Annotated in this window: 15 protein-coding genes; 13 read left to right on the plus strand and 2 right to left on the minus strand. The window is 60.3% G+C overall.

The features are described from left to right. The first annotated feature begins 4 nt into the window (after nucleotides 1–4). The 8 genes from ACRTG1_RS22190 (at nucleotide 5) to ACRTG1_RS22225 (ending at nucleotide 7,969) form a co-directional block, all read left to right on the plus strand. A complete protein-coding gene (locus ACRTG1_RS22190; protein WP_432517250.1) occupies nucleotides 5–895 on the plus strand; it encodes a DUF2182 domain-containing protein in 891 nt (296 codons plus the stop codon). A gap of 124 nt (nucleotides 896–1,019) precedes the next feature. Then, complete coding sequence (locus ACRTG1_RS22195; RefSeq protein ID WP_297560481.1) at nucleotides 1,020–1,634, plus strand: DUF1326 domain-containing protein; 615 nt, start codon at nucleotides 1,020–1,022, stop codon at nucleotides 1,632–1,634. A 9-nt stretch (nucleotides 1,635–1,643) separates the two neighbouring features. Beyond that, complete coding sequence (gene pcsA, locus ACRTG1_RS22200; protein ID WP_113155235.1) at nucleotides 1,644–2,369, plus strand: phosphatidylcholine synthase; 726 nt, start codon at nucleotides 1,644–1,646, stop codon at nucleotides 2,367–2,369. 101 nt (nucleotides 2,370–2,470) lie between these two features. After that, nucleotides 2,471–4,057, plus strand: a complete 1,587-nt coding sequence (locus ACRTG1_RS22205; RefSeq protein ID WP_432517331.1) for an ABC transporter ATP-binding protein — start codon at nucleotides 2,471–2,473, stop codon at nucleotides 4,055–4,057. Further along, the gene (locus tag ACRTG1_RS22210) at nucleotides 4,057–5,154 is read left to right on the plus strand and encodes an ABC transporter permease (RefSeq protein WP_113156303.1); all 1,098 of its coding nucleotides are present in this window, start codon (nucleotides 4,057–4,059) and stop codon (nucleotides 5,152–5,154) included. Before ACRTG1_RS22205 ends, ACRTG1_RS22210 begins: the two co-directional genes overlap by 1 nt. Beyond that, a complete protein-coding gene (locus ACRTG1_RS22215; protein WP_206545272.1) occupies nucleotides 5,147–6,061 on the plus strand; it encodes an ABC transporter permease in 915 nt (304 codons plus the stop codon). The genes ACRTG1_RS22210 and ACRTG1_RS22215 overlap by 8 nt, the downstream gene beginning before the upstream one ends. 34 nt (nucleotides 6,062–6,095) lie before the next feature. After that, entirely contained in the window at nucleotides 6,096–7,172 is a 1,077-nt protein-coding gene (locus ACRTG1_RS22220) for a BMP family ABC transporter substrate-binding protein (protein ID WP_206547537.1), read from the plus strand. Between the two features lie 149 nt (nucleotides 7,173–7,321). Continuing rightward, a complete protein-coding gene (locus ACRTG1_RS22225; protein ID WP_432517251.1) occupies nucleotides 7,322–7,969 on the plus strand; it encodes a glutathione S-transferase family protein in 648 nt (215 codons plus the stop codon). A gap of 34 nt (nucleotides 7,970–8,003) precedes the next feature. On the opposite strand, the gene speE is transcribed toward ACRTG1_RS22225, so the two are convergent. Both speE and speD read right to left on the minus strand, forming a co-directional pair. After that, a complete protein-coding gene (gene speE, locus ACRTG1_RS22230) occupies nucleotides 8,004–8,864 on the minus strand; it encodes a polyamine aminopropyltransferase (protein ID WP_432517252.1) in 861 nt (286 codons plus the stop codon). Beyond that, nucleotides 8,861–9,340, minus strand: coding sequence for an adenosylmethionine decarboxylase (gene speD / locus ACRTG1_RS22235; RefSeq protein WP_113155229.1), 480 nt, complete (start codon nucleotides 9,338–9,340; stop codon nucleotides 8,861–8,863). The genes speE and speD overlap by 4 nt, the downstream gene beginning before the upstream one ends. Nucleotides 9,341–9,810: 470 nt before the next feature. Between speD and ACRTG1_RS22240 the strand changes: the two genes are divergently transcribed. From ACRTG1_RS22240 to ACRTG1_RS22260, 5 genes are all read left to right on the plus strand, one after another. Then, complete coding sequence (locus ACRTG1_RS22240) at nucleotides 9,811–10,791, plus strand: hypothetical protein (protein WP_432517254.1); 981 nt, start codon at nucleotides 9,811–9,813, stop codon at nucleotides 10,789–10,791. Continuing rightward, nucleotides 10,788–11,210: a toxin-activating lysine-acyltransferase gene (locus tag ACRTG1_RS22245; RefSeq protein WP_206545277.1), complete on the plus strand. Its 423-nt coding sequence runs from the start codon at nucleotides 10,788–10,790 to the stop codon at nucleotides 11,208–11,210. Before ACRTG1_RS22240 ends, ACRTG1_RS22245 begins: the two co-directional genes overlap by 4 nt. Nucleotides 11,211–11,375: 165 nt before the next feature. Further along, a complete protein-coding gene (locus ACRTG1_RS22250) occupies nucleotides 11,376–11,594 on the plus strand; it encodes a hypothetical protein (RefSeq protein ID WP_206545278.1) in 219 nt (72 codons plus the stop codon). Nucleotides 11,595–11,719: 125 nt separating this feature from the next. Next, nucleotides 11,720–13,390: a peptidase domain-containing ABC transporter gene (locus ACRTG1_RS22255; RefSeq protein WP_432517256.1), complete on the plus strand. Its 1,671-nt coding sequence runs from the start codon at nucleotides 11,720–11,722 to the stop codon at nucleotides 13,388–13,390. Continuing rightward, nucleotides 13,390–14,712, plus strand: coding sequence for an HlyD family type I secretion periplasmic adaptor subunit (locus ACRTG1_RS22260; protein ID WP_432517257.1), 1,323 nt, complete (start codon nucleotides 13,390–13,392; stop codon nucleotides 14,710–14,712). Before ACRTG1_RS22255 ends, ACRTG1_RS22260 begins: the two co-directional genes overlap by 1 nt. Nucleotides 14,713–14,737 lie beyond the last annotated feature (25 nt).

The raw sequence follows: 14,737 nt of genomic DNA on the forward strand, positions 1-14,737 counted from the left end.
GGGCGTGGACCAGTCGAATGATGATCTGACGAGGCTTGAAGGCGGCGCGCGCGCCGTTCATCGCCTGTCGCTGGCGGCTTTTCCGCTTTCGGTCCTGTCGCTCTTTCTGGGCGTTCTCCTTTCATGGGGCGTTCTGGCGCTGATGGGCGCTGGCATTGCGGCGGTGGAGCCGCGTGCGCTCGGTCCGGGCGGCGTGCTGCTTGAGGCTCTGCCCGACATGCCCCTGCCTGCACCGCTGCGAACGCTGCTTTCCCTGTGTCTAGCGCCCGTCGGGGCGGGGAGCGGACCTGCCGTTTTCGCCCTTCTCGCCTTCATGTGGTTTCTGATGGCTCTGGCGATGATGCTGCCATCGGCATCCCCGTTGATTCGCACCTATTGCGAAATCGCCGACACCGCCGCTCAGAAGGGGGAGCGAGTTGTCCATCCGCTGGTTCTCGTCGCGGGCTATCTGACCGTCTGGCTGATCGCGTCTCTCGGCTTTGCCGGGCTGGCGCTCGTTGCAGAACGGTTCATGAGCCAAGGCGGTGTCATGTCCCCATGGACGGGACTGGCGGGCGCTGCCGTTCTTGCCATTGCGGGCCTTTATCAGTTCTCCGCCCTGAAGGAGGCCTGTCTCGTCAAATGCCGAAATCCTTTCACCACCCTTTTCGGGCGCTGGAGCACGCGACCGCGCGCCATCTACCGGCTGGGATTGCAGCAGGGCCTGTGGTGTTTCGGATGCTGCTGGGCGCTCATGCTTGTCATGTTTGCCGTTGGCATGATGAATGTGTTCTGGATGGCGCTTCTCGGCGTTTTCACCATCGTGGAGAAATCTGGTCATAGTCGGCTTTTCACACGCATTTCGGGCGTGACGCTGCTTGTGTGGGCGCTCGCGCTTCTAGTAATCTCGGTCTAGAGCATCGCAATATCCGAACAGAAGGGGTTGGTTTTTCGGATATTCCGATGCTCTGCCAATGGTTTAGATCGTCCTTTGCGCGTCCGGCCGGGGGTGCGGCGATCTGGAAGAGGGGTCGCAAGTCATGGGAAAGAAAGACTGGGCGCTGAAAGGCGAGCTGGTGCTGTCATGCAATTGCACCGTGTTCTGTCCCTGCGTGCTTTCACTCGGCAATCATCCGCCGACTGAAGGCTATTGCCAGACTTGGGCGGGCTTCCGCATCGATCAGGGCCACTATGGCGAGACCGACCTCTCGGGCCTCAATCTCGGTCTGGTGATGGAAATTCCCGGCTATATGAGCCGCGGCAACTGGACCGTCGGCCTGTTTCTGGACGAACGCGCCTCGATCTATGCGGAAAAGGCCATCGGCAAGATCTTTTCCGGCAAGGCCGGCGGCACAACCGGCCTGCTTTCCATTCTCGTTGGCGATTTTCTGGGTATTCAGCGCGTGCCGGTGACCTATGAGGTTGAAGGCAAGACGCGTATCTTCCAGATACCGAAGATCATCGACGGGGCCGTGACGCCCATTCCCGGCGGAGACAGGGATGGCGACACTGTCATCACCAATTCGCAGTACTGGATCGCGCCGGAGATTATCGTCGCGAAATCCGACAAGAGCCGTATGCGCGCTTTCGGGCGCAACTGGAATTTTGCCGGCCGTTCGGCGGAGATCTGTCCGCTCGACTGGCGTGGCCCTTAGGCGACTATCATGACCAAAAAGAAAGTTACGGCCCCTCAGGCCAAGGCGTTTTCCGTGCATCTCTTGACGGCATCGGGATCGTTTCTCGCATTCCTATCGCTTGTGGCTGCAAGCGAGGAGCGCTGGGCGGCGATGTTCTGGTGGCTGGGCTTTGCGCTTTTTGTGGATGGCATCGACGGCCCCATCGCGCGCAAGCTCGATGTGAAGCAGGTGCTGCCCACCTGGTCGGGCGACATGCTCGACAACATCATCGACTACGTCACCTATGTGCTCATCCCCGCTTTCGCCCTGTATCAGAGCGGGTTCATGGGCGAGGGGCTTTCCTTCCTGTCGGCCGCCATCATCGTGATCACCAGCGCGATCTACTACGCCGACACGGGCATGAAGACGCGGGAAAATTTCTTCAAGGGGTTCCCCGTCGTCTGGAACATGGTGGTGTTCACGCTCTTTGTCGTACAGCCGGGCGAGATGATCGCTTTTGGTGTCGTGCTCATTTCGGCCTTCACGACATTCCTGCCCGTCTTCTTCCTGCATCCGGTGCGCGTGCAGCGCCTGAGAACGCTCAATCTGGCGATTTTCTTCGCCTGGTGCGCCTTCGGCATAATCGCGCTCATCCAGTCTCTGGAGGCTGATCAGCTCATTCGCATCGGCATTGCGGTGACCGGCATTTACCTCTTTGTCATTGGAGGGGTCATGCAGGCTTGGCCGAATCTTGGCAAAGGGCGTAAAGAGTAATTGTGCGTTCCCATTTGAATCTCTTTCAAGTAAAGCGGCACTAATACGGGGCAAATCCGTCTGCCTATGATCGAGCTGGGAACAAAAACAAAATGACCGAAATGGGAGCCGGCGTGGATCAACTACACGAAGGCGAAGGTGGCGGACTCCTCGATGTTCGCGGCCTGACAAAGATATTTGGCGCTCTGAAAGCCTGTGACGCGATCGATCTGTCGATCAGCAAGGGCGAAATTCATGCGCTTCTTGGCGAAAACGGCGCTGGCAAATCGACGCTGGTGAAGATGCTGTTCGGCGCATTGGAGCCGGCTGCCGGTGAAATCCACTGGAAAGGTCAGCCGGTCGCGATCCATTCGCCCGGCGCTGCGCGCCATCTCGGCATCGGCATGGTGTTCCAGCACTTCTCGCTGTTTGAGGCGCTGACCGCCGCAGAGAACATCATGCTCTCGCTGGATGAGAAGACGCCGATCCTTCAGGTGGCCGAGCGGGCGCGGGAACTCTCAAAGGCCTATGGCCTGCCGCTCGATCCTTTCGCACATGTGGGCGATCTTTCGGTCGGCGAGCGCCAGCGCATCGAGATCATTCGCTGCCTCCTGCAGAAGCCGGACCTGATCATTCTCGACGAACCGACCTCCGTTCTGACCCCGCAGGAAGCCGACAAGCTGTTCGAAACGCTTGAGACGCTGCGCGACGAAGGGAAGTCGATCCTCTACATTTCGCACCGCCTTGAGGAAGTGAAGCGCCTGTGCGACCGCGCAACGGTTCTGCGGCACGGCAAGGTGGTCGCGCATTGCGATCCCCGTCAGGAGACGGCGGCGTCGCTGGCCCGCATGATGGTGGGCGATGAAGTGGACACCGTTAAGCGCACTGGCAGCGTCGACGCTGGCGGTCAGGCGCTGCTGGAGGTCCGGGAGCTCAGCCGCCCGTCCGCCAACCCGTTTGCCGTCCCGCTACGCCAGATCGATCTTTTGGTGCGCTCCGGCGAAGTCATGGGCATTGCGGGCGTTGCCGGTAACGGGCAGGGCGAGCTTTTCGAGGCTCTCTCCGGTGAAGCCCTGCAGCAGAACGCCGCCACCATCCGCATCCGCGACAAAGATGCCGGTCGGCTCGGCATCTCCGGTCGCCGCCTGCTTGGCGCAGCCTTTGTGCCCGAAGAGCGCCTTGGCCATGGCGCAGCCCCCCAGATGCGGCTTTCCGAAAACCTGTTCCTGTCGCGTCACGTGACGGATGCAAAGGCGCTCATGGGCGCTTTCGGCACCGTGCGAACGGGTGCGCTGGCCAAGGCTGCCGCCCGCATCGTCAAGGTGATGGATGTGCGCAAGAGCGGCGAAGACCCGGAAGCCTCCGCGCTCTCGGGCGGCAATCTGCAAAAGTTCATCATCGGCCGCGAGCTGGACCGGCAGCCGGCGGTGATGGTCGTGAACCAGCCGACCTGGGGTGTGGACGCCGGCGCTGCCGCGCGCATCCGCCAGGCGCTGATCGATCTGGCGCGTTCGGGCTCTGCCGTTCTCGTCATCAGCCAGGATCTGGATGAGTTGTTTGAAATGTGTGATTCCGTCGCCGTGATGCATGACGGTCGCCTCTCGGCTCCCATGCCCATCGCGGAAGCGACATTCGAGAAGATCGGTCTTCTGATGGGCGGCGCAACGCCGGAACGCTCCGAACTGCCCGAAGAAGCGGAGACGGCATGATGCGGCTTGAACTCATCAAACGGCCGCAGCATTCGGTTCTGTTCAGCGCGATTTCGCCGCTGATTGCTCTGGTTCTGACCATGATTGCCGGTGCGATCATGTTCTCGGTTCTGGGCAAGAACCCGCTCGACGCGCTCTACTATTATTTCATCGATCCGCTGCGCGAGACCTGGTCGCTGCACGAGCTGGCGATCAAGGCGGCGCCGCTGATCCTGATCGCGGTCGGTCTGTCCGTCTGTTTCTTGTCCAACAACTGGAACATCGGCGCAGAAGGCCAGTTCATCGCTGGCGCAATCGCCGGCAGCATCCTTCCGGTGGTCTTTCCTGATTTCCAGAACTGGCTCGTCCTGCCCCTGATGCTGATCATGGGCATGGCGGGTGGCGCGGCCTATGCCGCCGTTCCGGCATTCCTGAAAGCGCGTTTCAACACCAATGAGATCCTCACCAGCCTCATGCTGGTCTATGTGGCCGAGCTTTTCCTCGACTGGATCGTGCGCGGTCCGTGGCGTGATCCGGGCGGCATGAATTTCCCCGAAACGCGCGATTTCCATTCCTTCGCCATCCTTCCGGAGCTGATGCCGGCGGCAGGCCGCGCCAACTGGGGCATCGTGTTCGCCATCATTGCAGCCCTCGTCCTGTGGTTCGTTCTCGGCAAGACCCGCAAGGGTTTTGAAATTCGCGTTCTGGGCCAGAGCCCGCGGGCAGGGCGGTTTGCAGGCTTCAGCGCATCGCGCATGGTCATGGTCGCCTTCCTGATCTCCGGCGCTCTGGCAGGGCTTGCAGGCATTTCCGAGGTTGCCGGCGCAATCGGGCAGTTGCAGCCGTCCATTTCTCCCGGCTACGGCTTTACCGCGATCATCGTGGCGTTTCTTGGTCGGTTGAACCCACTGGGCATCGTGGCTGCCGGGTTCGTTCTGGCGCTTTCCTATCTCGGTGGCGAGGCGGCACAGATTTCGCTCGGTCTTTCGGACAAGGCCGCCCGCGCCTTTCAGGGCATGCTTCTGTTCTTCGTTCTCGGCTGCGACACGCTGATTCACTACCGCATCCGCCTGGTCGGGCGCGCGCCGCAGGCCCGGGAGGCCGCCGAACATGTTTGAATCCGTTCTGATCACGATCGCAACGGCTGCCACGCCTCTTCTCATCGCTGCAATCGGCGAGCTGGTCGTGGAGCGCTCCGGCGTTCTCAATCTCGGCGTTGAAGGCATGATGGTTATGGGCGCCGTCACCGGGTTTGGCGTGGCAATCACCACCGGCTCGCCATGGCTCGGCGTGTTTGCGGCCATCCTCGTCGGCGCTGCCTTTGCCCTTCTGTTCGGCTTCCTGACGCTGACGCTGGTCACCAATCAGGTTGCGACGGGACTTGCGCTCACGCTTCTGGGGCTCGGCGTTTCCGGCATGATCGGCGAGGCGTTCATCGGCCTGCCGGGCGTAAAAATGTCGCCCTGGGTCATACCCGTCCTGTCGGACATTCCCCTTGTCGGCCGCTTCCTGTTTGCGCAGGCGCCGCTGTTCTACATCTCGATCCTGCTGGTCATCGGCGTCAGTTATTTCCTGTTCAGCACGCGCGCCGGGCTGACGCTGCGCTCGGTGGGCGACAATCACGATTCCGCCCATGCGCTGGGCATTCGCGTGATTGCAGTGCGCTATGCCGCCGTCATGTTCGGCGGTGCGTGTGCGGGGCTGGCGGGTGCTTATCTGTCGCTCGTCTACACGCCGCAATGGATCGAGAACATGACCGCCGGTCGCGGCTGGATCGCGCTGGCGCTCGTCGTGTTTGCCTCGTGGCGGCCCTGGCGCGTGCTCGCCGGGGCATATCTCTTCGGCGCGGTCTCCATCGGCCAGCTTCACGCGCAGGTGATCGGCGTGTCCGTGCCGTCGCAGCTGCTGTCGGCGCTGCCCTATGTGGCGACCATCGTGGTTCTTGTTCTAATCTCCCGCAACAGACGGCTGACCATGGTGAACACACCCGCCTGCCTTGGTCGACCCTTTGTTCCGGCCCGGTAATATCCGAACTCAGTCAACAGAGAGGACGTCAACAATGAAGAAACTCGTTATGGCACTCGCCGCCAGCACCGCGGCCCTTGCCTTCACGGCGGCCCCTGCCGCAGCGCAGGACAAGACCAAGGCCTGCTGGATCTATGTCGGCCCGATCGGCGATTTCGGCTATTCCTACCAGCACCATCAGGGTCTGCTGGATGTCGAGGAGCATTTCGGCGACAAGGTCGAGACCGCCTATCTGGAGAGCGTTCCGGAAGGTGCGGACGCCGAGCGCGCGATTGAGCGTTTCGCACGTTCGGGCTGCGACATCATCTTCGCAACCTCCTTCGGCTTCATGGACCCGGTCCAGAAGGTCGCCGCCAAATTCCCGGACATCAAGTTCGAGCATGCGACGGGCTTCAAGCGCGACCATCCGAATGTCGCCACCTACAATTCGCGCTTCCATGAGGGGCGTTATGTGCAGGGCGTGATTGCCGCCCAGATCTCGGAGAAGGGTGAAGCCGGCTACATCGCGTCCTTCCCGATTCCGGAAGTCGTGATGGGCATCAATGCCTTCATGCTCGGCGCGCAGTCCGTCAATCCCGACTTCAAGGTCAAGATCGTCTGGGCCAACACCTGGTTCGACGCCGGCAAGGAAGCCGACGCCGCCAAGGCGCTGCTCGATCAGGGTGTCGATGTCATCACCCAGCACACCGATTCCACCGCGCCGCTTCAGGTCGCCGGTGAACGCGGCATCAAGGGCTTCGGTCAGGCATCCGACATGATCAAGTTCGCGCCCGACACGCAGCTCACCTCCATCGTCGATGACTGGGGCCCGTACTACATCGAGCGCGTTCAGGCGGTCATGGACGGTTCCTGGGAGCAGCAGGACGTCTGGGGTGGCATGAAGGACGGCCACGTCGTGATGGCGCCCTACACGAACATGCCCGACGATGTGAAGGCGGCCGCCGAAGCCGTTGAAGCGAAGATCAGGGATGAGGGCTTCAATCCCTTCACCGGTCCCGTCTACAAGCAGGATGGCACGCTGTGGCTCGAAGAGGGTGAGGTCGCACCCGATGGTGACGTTCTCAGCATCAACTTCTATGTGAAGGGCGTGGACGACCAGCTGCCGAACTGATCGGCATCCTCGCAGTCTTCTGCATTCGGAAAAGGCGGCTCTCGGGCCGCCTTTTTTGCGTCTAACCGCTTGCCCGCGAATGCTCCTGCCACAGCCCTGTCAGGAGCACTGTGCCAGAACGGCTGCGAGCAAAAAGGGAAGGCAAAACCATGCTTAAATTCTACCACGCGCCGTGGTCCCGTTCCTCGAGCGTGTTGTGGCTACTGGAAGAGTTGCAGGCACCCTATGATCTCGAACTGGTCGACATGCATGCACAGGGCGGCGTGCCTGAGAGCTATCGTGCGATCCAGCCGAGCAAGAAAGTGCCGGCCATCGTTCACGACGGTCATATCGTGACCGAGCGCGCGGCAATCACGCTTTATCTCGCCGACATGTTTCCCGAGGCAGGGCTCGCGCCCGCCATCGATGACCCGGCGCGCGCCGCCTATCTGCGGTCGCTCGTCTATCACGACGCGGTGTTTGATCCGGTCGTCTGCGCGCGCGTTCACGGGCTGGCCTATGAGAGCCGGGACTATCCCTTCGGGACCTTTGACGACATGGTGGCGTTTCTGGAGCGCCAGCTCAGCGAGAACCCCTATGCTGCCGGAGACCGTTTCACCGCCGCCGACGTTCAGCTTGGAACCGGCATCGGCTACACGATGAACATCATGAACGCCCTCCCGGAACGCCCCGTCTTCAAGGAATATGTCGCAAGGATCGAGCAGCGGCCGGCCTACCGAAAGGCGCAGCAGATCGACATGGAACTCGCTTCGAGAATTCCGTTCTTTTCAGGAGAAAATGCGCCGGGAAATGTCTGAAGGAAGGCGCGGGCAGGCGGGGCCTGCCCGGCGCTTATTTCGTTGCTTCCTCAAGCAGCGTTTCGATGAAACGCGGCAGGGCGAAAGAAGCCCTGTGATGTAGGGGCGTGTAGTACCGTGTGTCGATACCGGCCATGCGCTGCGCGAGCGTTTCTTCGCTCACCGTCAGCGTCTCGGCATTGTCGGTCGACCAGCCGAGCGTCATGTGTCCGCCGAAATAGGTCGGCACCGCGACGAGATAGCAGCTTGCGATCTCGAACACGGAACGCAGGCCGCGCATGGCGGTCTGGAACTCTTCGGGCTGCAGGAACGGCACGCCGTTCTGGCTGACGACGATGCCGCCAGGGCGCAGAATGCGCTTAAGATTCCGGTAGAACTCGGTCGTGAAAAGAACCGCGCCCGGACCGGACGGATCCGTGGAATCCACGAGAATGACGTCGAAGCGCTGATCGGTTTCGGCCGCAAATGCGGCGCCGTCGGCAATCTCCACCCTGAAGCGGGGATCGTCGAAGACGGCCGCATTGAAGTCCGCGAAATGCTCTTTCGAGAATTCCAGAACCGAAGCGTCGATCTCGACCTGGGTGAGGGTGCCGACACGCTTGTGCTTCAGCACTTCCTCGGCAAGGCCGCAATCGCCGCCACCGATGATCAGCACATCGGCAGGGTTGTCATGCGCCGCAATCGGCACATGCGCGAGCATCTCGTGATACATGAACTCGTCGCGGCTGGTGACCTGCACCGCCCCGTCGAGCATCAGGACCTTGCCGAAGATGCCGTTGCGGATCAGCGCCAGCTGATGATGTCCTGTACCATCCTGGTACAGGACATCATCGACATCAAAAACGATGCTGACGCCGTTGTGCAGGGTCTCGGCGATCGTTTTGCGTTCGCTCACGCGCTTCGCCCCCGCAACAGTTCCTGCACGTCAATGCGACCCGGCGAGAAGGCGCGCTGCAGCACATCGATGCAACGTTCCGGCTCCGCGTCGCCGCACATGAAGATATCCAGAGCCGCGTAATTCCGCTCCGGCCACGAATGGATGGAGATGTGGCTTTCCGCCAGAACGGCAACGCCGCTCACCCCGCCATTCGGTTCGAATGGATGCAGATGTATATGCAGCAAAGTCGCGCCGGCTGCATTCACGCAGTCGACGAGCGTTTGCTGGATATACGGCAGATCGTCGAGACGCTCGGCCTCGAACAGATCAACGATAAAGTGCGATCCGGCGCACAGCACGCCGTTCTTCTCGATGAAGTGATCTTTGTCGTCGCAAACCGCCGGAGCGGGCTGCGCTGTGGTGTTTTCTTCCTTTTGGGCGGTGTTCAGTACAACTGAATCCATCCCCAATTGGAAAAGGGCGTCTTGCGACATGGCGTCCTCTCCAACCAGCAGATGTCTGAGGCCTGACCATTCAGGCGTGGCCCGTATATATGCAACGAAAGTGGCGACGCAAGCATAATCATTCATCGAATTTTATGACATTTTTGCAGCGCCCGGGTGCGAATACGCATTACCCCTGCGTCATATTTCGGCGATGCAGGGCATGTGCGACCTGTATATTTCCTGACGTATACATTTATAAATCATGGCATCATTTCACATTTCCAGGCCGAATAAGTATTTTACAAATTTTTGTATCGCCATAAGAATAGATCTTATTGAAATAACTTATTTAATGTTTGTAACAAAGATATACGATAATGAACCTGAATGGAGAGTTCTCGGATTGGCTCGCGACCAACCAGGTTGATGAAAACTTCCTTCTGAGACATTTAACCGGCAAACCATTCTCTCGACAGGCGTTCGACCCTGAATCAGCCGCCGTCGGTGAAGTTGCAGACATGTCTGCAGAAGATGCCTGGGCGCTTGCATCGCAGTCTCTTGCGGCGGCGCTGCCGCGACTCGCGCGGTTGATTCGATTTGTCCGAAACCGTGCGCCCAAATGCCTTGAGCCAAAGGCCGGGAAGCCGGAAAGGGCGTTCACCTATGATCATGGCCGCCGGCAGTTGCCGTTCGTCAGTTGCAGCTATCGCGGCCAGGCGTCCGACATTCTGACGGTCGCACATGAATTCTCTCATGCGCTTCAGATTGTCGCTTCGGCAAATTCTGCCATGCCGCCTCTGGCGCGTGAGGTCTGCGCGTTCATTGGCGAGCATGCGCTTCTGGACTGGGCCCGGCAGAATGCTTCTCCATTGCTGCCCCGTCTTGAGGCAGCCTGGGCGGCGGACAATCAATGCTATATGGGCGCGGATGCCGAGCGATTACGCAAAGCGCTTGCCCGCAAAAGCGGAGCTTACGATTATCGCTGGAACTACCCGGTCGCCCGTGTTCTTGCCTGTGCGATCTGGCGTCACTGGGAGCGCGCGGAGATCATCGCGCTCTTTCGCAGCGGAGCTGCTGCGCCCTCCCTGCTGATCGGGGGCACGCGGACGCTGCGGCCACATTTTGATCTGCCGCCCTTACCCCTTGATGGTGGCGAGACCGTCAAACTCTATCGTCAGATCGGCGTTGCGACGCTGCTTGATCTACAGGAAGGCTCTGGGCGCGAACAGGCTGGCGCAGAGTTGTCCAGGCGCTATGACACCCTTTTGGGGTGCATGCAGAGCCGCAGTCTCTTCATCGCTCTCGACCGCGAAAATGTGCCCATTGGATACGCCACATGGGAGCGGGACGAAGAGAAAACCATCACGGCGCATTCCTGCGTACCGCAGACTGAACGGCTGCCGTTTTTCCTCAAATCGCTTTCCCGGGCCTGCCCTGATGTAGGTCGCGTTGTCGAGCGTTCCTGTCAGTTGGCCAATCGCGAGAGGCCGGCCTCATGACGGCAATCGATGTCTATGCGGGCGCTGGCTATGTTCTGGAGCTCTTGGCGCGGTCACCCTATCACCGGCCGTTCCCGTTCCGGCGCTATTTCGAAGTCGAGATCCTGCCGCCGCTTCAGTGCAGCCAGGCGCGCTTCTATCTGACGCCGGGCGGCATCCCGACCGGTTTTATCAGCTGGGCCTTGCTGGATGACGCCACGCTGGACGAGATACTCTCCACCGGCCGGGCACTCAGGGCAGGTGAGTGGGCGTGTGGTGAAAACCTGTTCTTCAACGACTTCATCGCGCCATACGGGACGCTTCCGGAAATCGTCAAAGACCTGAAAACGAACATGTTTCCGGGGCGGCACGCGACCAGCATTCGCCGCCACCCGGATGGTTCCATCAGGTCTGTGAAACGCTGGAAAGGGTCCAGATAAATTCGTTTCGCCGAAGCAACTGGCCGAAACCGGGGGCGGTTATTGTGCTTCTTCGGCAAGAGATGCTTTCGCCGTTTTGCGTCGAAAGCATACCGGTGATTTTTCCACCGGTTTAACTGCCGGATATCCGGCTCAATAGTAAAAGTCATTTTGAAGAGGTTACCAATGTTTACAGATATTGATTTCGCTGATGATTGCCTGGACAGCGCTTTCAGCTTCGGAGGCGGTGGTGAAGGCAAACTGGCCGGTGGCATCATTGGCGCATTTATCGGCGGTTTGGTTGGCGGTTGCATTGGCGCCGTTCCGGGCGCTGAGATCGGGGGCGTTGTCGGCAACACTGTCGGCGGTCTCATCGGTGACGTGATCGACAGCGCAGTGGCCTGACCGGCTCTTTGCGCCAATCGTTGTTGCAGCCCGCAGCTTGGAGCGAGGGCTGTAGCGATATGGGGCCGTGGGGTTCCGCGGCCCTGTGTCTGCCAGACAAACCACGCCACTGATGGTTTCCAGATATGACACCAAACACCTCGCTTCCGGGGCAGGGCGTTCCGCTCTCCTGGTTCAGCACCACGCTGCGCAAGCACAGCTTGCTCTATGCGGAGCTCACCTTTCTGGCCATATGCGTTCGGCTGATTGGTCTGCTGGAGCCCTTTGTCTTTCAGGTGGTGATCGATCGCATTCTGCCGTTTCAGCGTGAAGCGTCTTTGATTGTCGTTATCGTCGTCCTGATCGGCGCCAACCTCTTTTCGCTCGGCTTCAATCTTCTGGCGGCGTTTCTCGGCGTCTCGGTCGCCAATCGCCTCACATCGGAACTTGGACGCCGGCTCTTCGATCACCTCTTTCGGCTCCCGCTGCGGCATTTCCGAAGATGGCCGGTGGGGGAAACCCTGTCACGGATCGGCGAGACCGACACAATTCGCGGGTTTCTGATCGGGGTCACGACGGGTGCGTCGCTCGATCTTCTGTTCATCGGCGTCTATTTCATGGTTCTCCTGTCCATCTCGGGCAAGCTCACCATGGTCGTGGCCTTTGCGCTCCCGCTTCAGGCGCTGCTCTATATGTGTTTCGGGCCTGTTCTGCGAAAGCGCCTGCGCGCTCAGTTCGATGCCGGATCACATCATCAGGCGCGCATGGTGGAAAACCTTTCAGGCATGACCGCCGTAAAAGCCCTGACTGCCGAAGGGGCCATGCTGTCGCGTTTAAGCGAAACGCTCGCGCAGACCCTGAACGCCTCCCGCCGCGTCTACACGATGAACGCGGTCAGCGGACAGCTGATCGGCCTTTGCGAAAAGGGCATCTTCATCGGTGTCATCTATATCGGCGCACAGCAGGTCTTCGCCGGAGAGCTTACCCTTGGCCAGCTGATCGCGTTTCAGTTGATCGCAGAGAAGATCGCCGCGCCGATTGCCGGGTTTTCGAAGCTCTGGCAGGACTGGCAGAACCTTCGAATTTCCCGCCAGCGCCTGGGCGACATTCTCAACAGCGAGCAGGAAAAATTCGGCAGCGGGAGTGTTTTTCCGGATGACATCGAACCACGGCTTGCCTTTCAGGGGGTCTCGTTCGGTTATGGGCCAGACGAGCCGCCGGTCATCAGCGGGCTTGATCTTTCCCTTGAACCGCGGACCTGCACGCTGGTGGTCGGGCCGTCGGGCATAGGCAAGTCCACATTCGGACGTCTCGCCGCCGGTCTCGAAGAACCGCAGAGCGGGATCATAACCGTCGGTGATCAGGATCTGGCGGCGTTCGAACCGGAAAGCCTGCGCTCCCGCGTCGTTTATGTGCCTCAGGAGCCCTATCTCTTCTCTGGAACATTGCGCGAAAACCTGCTGCTGCGCACACCGGACGCTAGCGATGCCGAAATCCTAGACGCGCTTCGCATCTCTGCCGCCGGGGAACTGGTGTTCCGCCTTGCGCAGGGGTTTGATACCGAGGTCGGGGAGCGTGGCTCGGCCCTGTCAGGCGGGCAGAAGCAGCGCGTGGCCATCGCGCGCGCAATTCTTCAAAAGCCCGCCATCCTGATACTGGATGAACCCACAAGCGCACTTGATGAGGCAGCGCAGCACCGGCTGGTCTCCGAACTCATGCAGCTCAAAAAGCAGCTTACCGTGATTGTGATCACACATCGTCCGGATGTCTTTGCCGGAGCGGATCGCGTCATTGATTTCGGTTTGGGGAAACATTGATGTCTGCAACTGACGAACTCGACCGCACATCGCCGACGCTGCGCATCACCGCGCTTTTCACCAGCACGGTCTTTCTCATCATTCTGGTCGCGTCCTGCGTCCTTCGTGTCGAGATAACCGCACGCGGTACGGCACGCATTGTCCCGGTCGACCGGGTTCAGGTGGTGCAGCCCGAATATCCTGGCGCGATCACACAAATACGCGTCCGCAATGGAGCAAAAGTCGCCAAAGGCGACCTCCTTATAAGCCTCGATGCAACGCCGGCACGCGCCGAGTGCATGACGTTGATCGAAGAGGAGACACGACTTGGACGCGAAGATGCACGTCTAGCGGCTTTTCTGGCGGGTATCGCTGCGATGCGGGAAGGGGGCCTGCCGCTCCCTCCCGAGGTGACGGAAGGTTTCAGGATCGATGCTGTCGATGAGGCGGGGATGACGGAACAGAAACGCCTTCTCTCCGCCGATCTGAAGGACTTTGCCGACACTCTAAGGCGCGCCGATGCCCGCATCGAGGCAAACAGCCGTGAAAGCGACGTCATTCAGGGAAGAATTGCACAGACCGAGGCCGCTCTGGAAATCCAGAACGAACGTTTGCAGGCGGTTGAGAAACTCTTGAAGCGTGGCGCGGTGTCCCGCAGCAACTATCTGGATGTGCGCAAACTGTTCGACAGTCTGGAAAACGACAGGATCATCGCCGAACGCCAGGCAGAGCAGAAACAGGCAGAGGCCGGTGTATTGCAGGCCGAGTGGCGAGGCCTTTTCAGCAGCAGAAGCAGCGCCGCCTTAAAACGGCGCGACGAGATCGCACTGCGTCTTGCCGTGCTGCGGCAAAAGCAGCGCGCCCTGAAGGAGCGCATCGCGGCTGCCACGCTGACCGCCCCCGTGTCAGGCACCGTCGAGCAGCTCCAGATCACCACCATTGGCGGTGTCGTGCAGGCGGGGCAGGAGCTGTTGCGGATCGTGCCGGGCGACAGCGCGCTTGAGCTGGAGGCGCTCTTTTCGAACGAAGACAGCGGCTTTCTCGAAGTTGGCCAGAAGGTGCGTGTTCGTCTCGATGCCTATCCGGCCGAGCGTTTCGGAACCGCAATTGCCGAGATCACCGATATCGCGACCGACTCAATTGAAACAGGCTCATCCGGGCGCTGGGGGTTCGCCGTGTCCATGAAGCCGGAGGCCGCATTCCTCCAGTCTCCGTCCGGCCAGCTCGCGCTGCGGCCCGGCATGACGGCCAGTGTGGACGCCATCACCGGAGAGCGCCGCCTGATCAGCTATTTCATTGCGCCGATCACCGCCCAGTTCAGCCGAAGCCTTGGAGAACGCTGACCTTTCCTGATTTTGTGGCCGCGCC

It is taken from the genome of Nitratireductor sp. PBL-C9, from assembly GCF_050877045.1.
Taxonomy (GTDB): Bacteria; Pseudomonadota; Alphaproteobacteria; order Rhizobiales; family Rhizobiaceae; genus Nitratireductor; species Nitratireductor aquimarinus.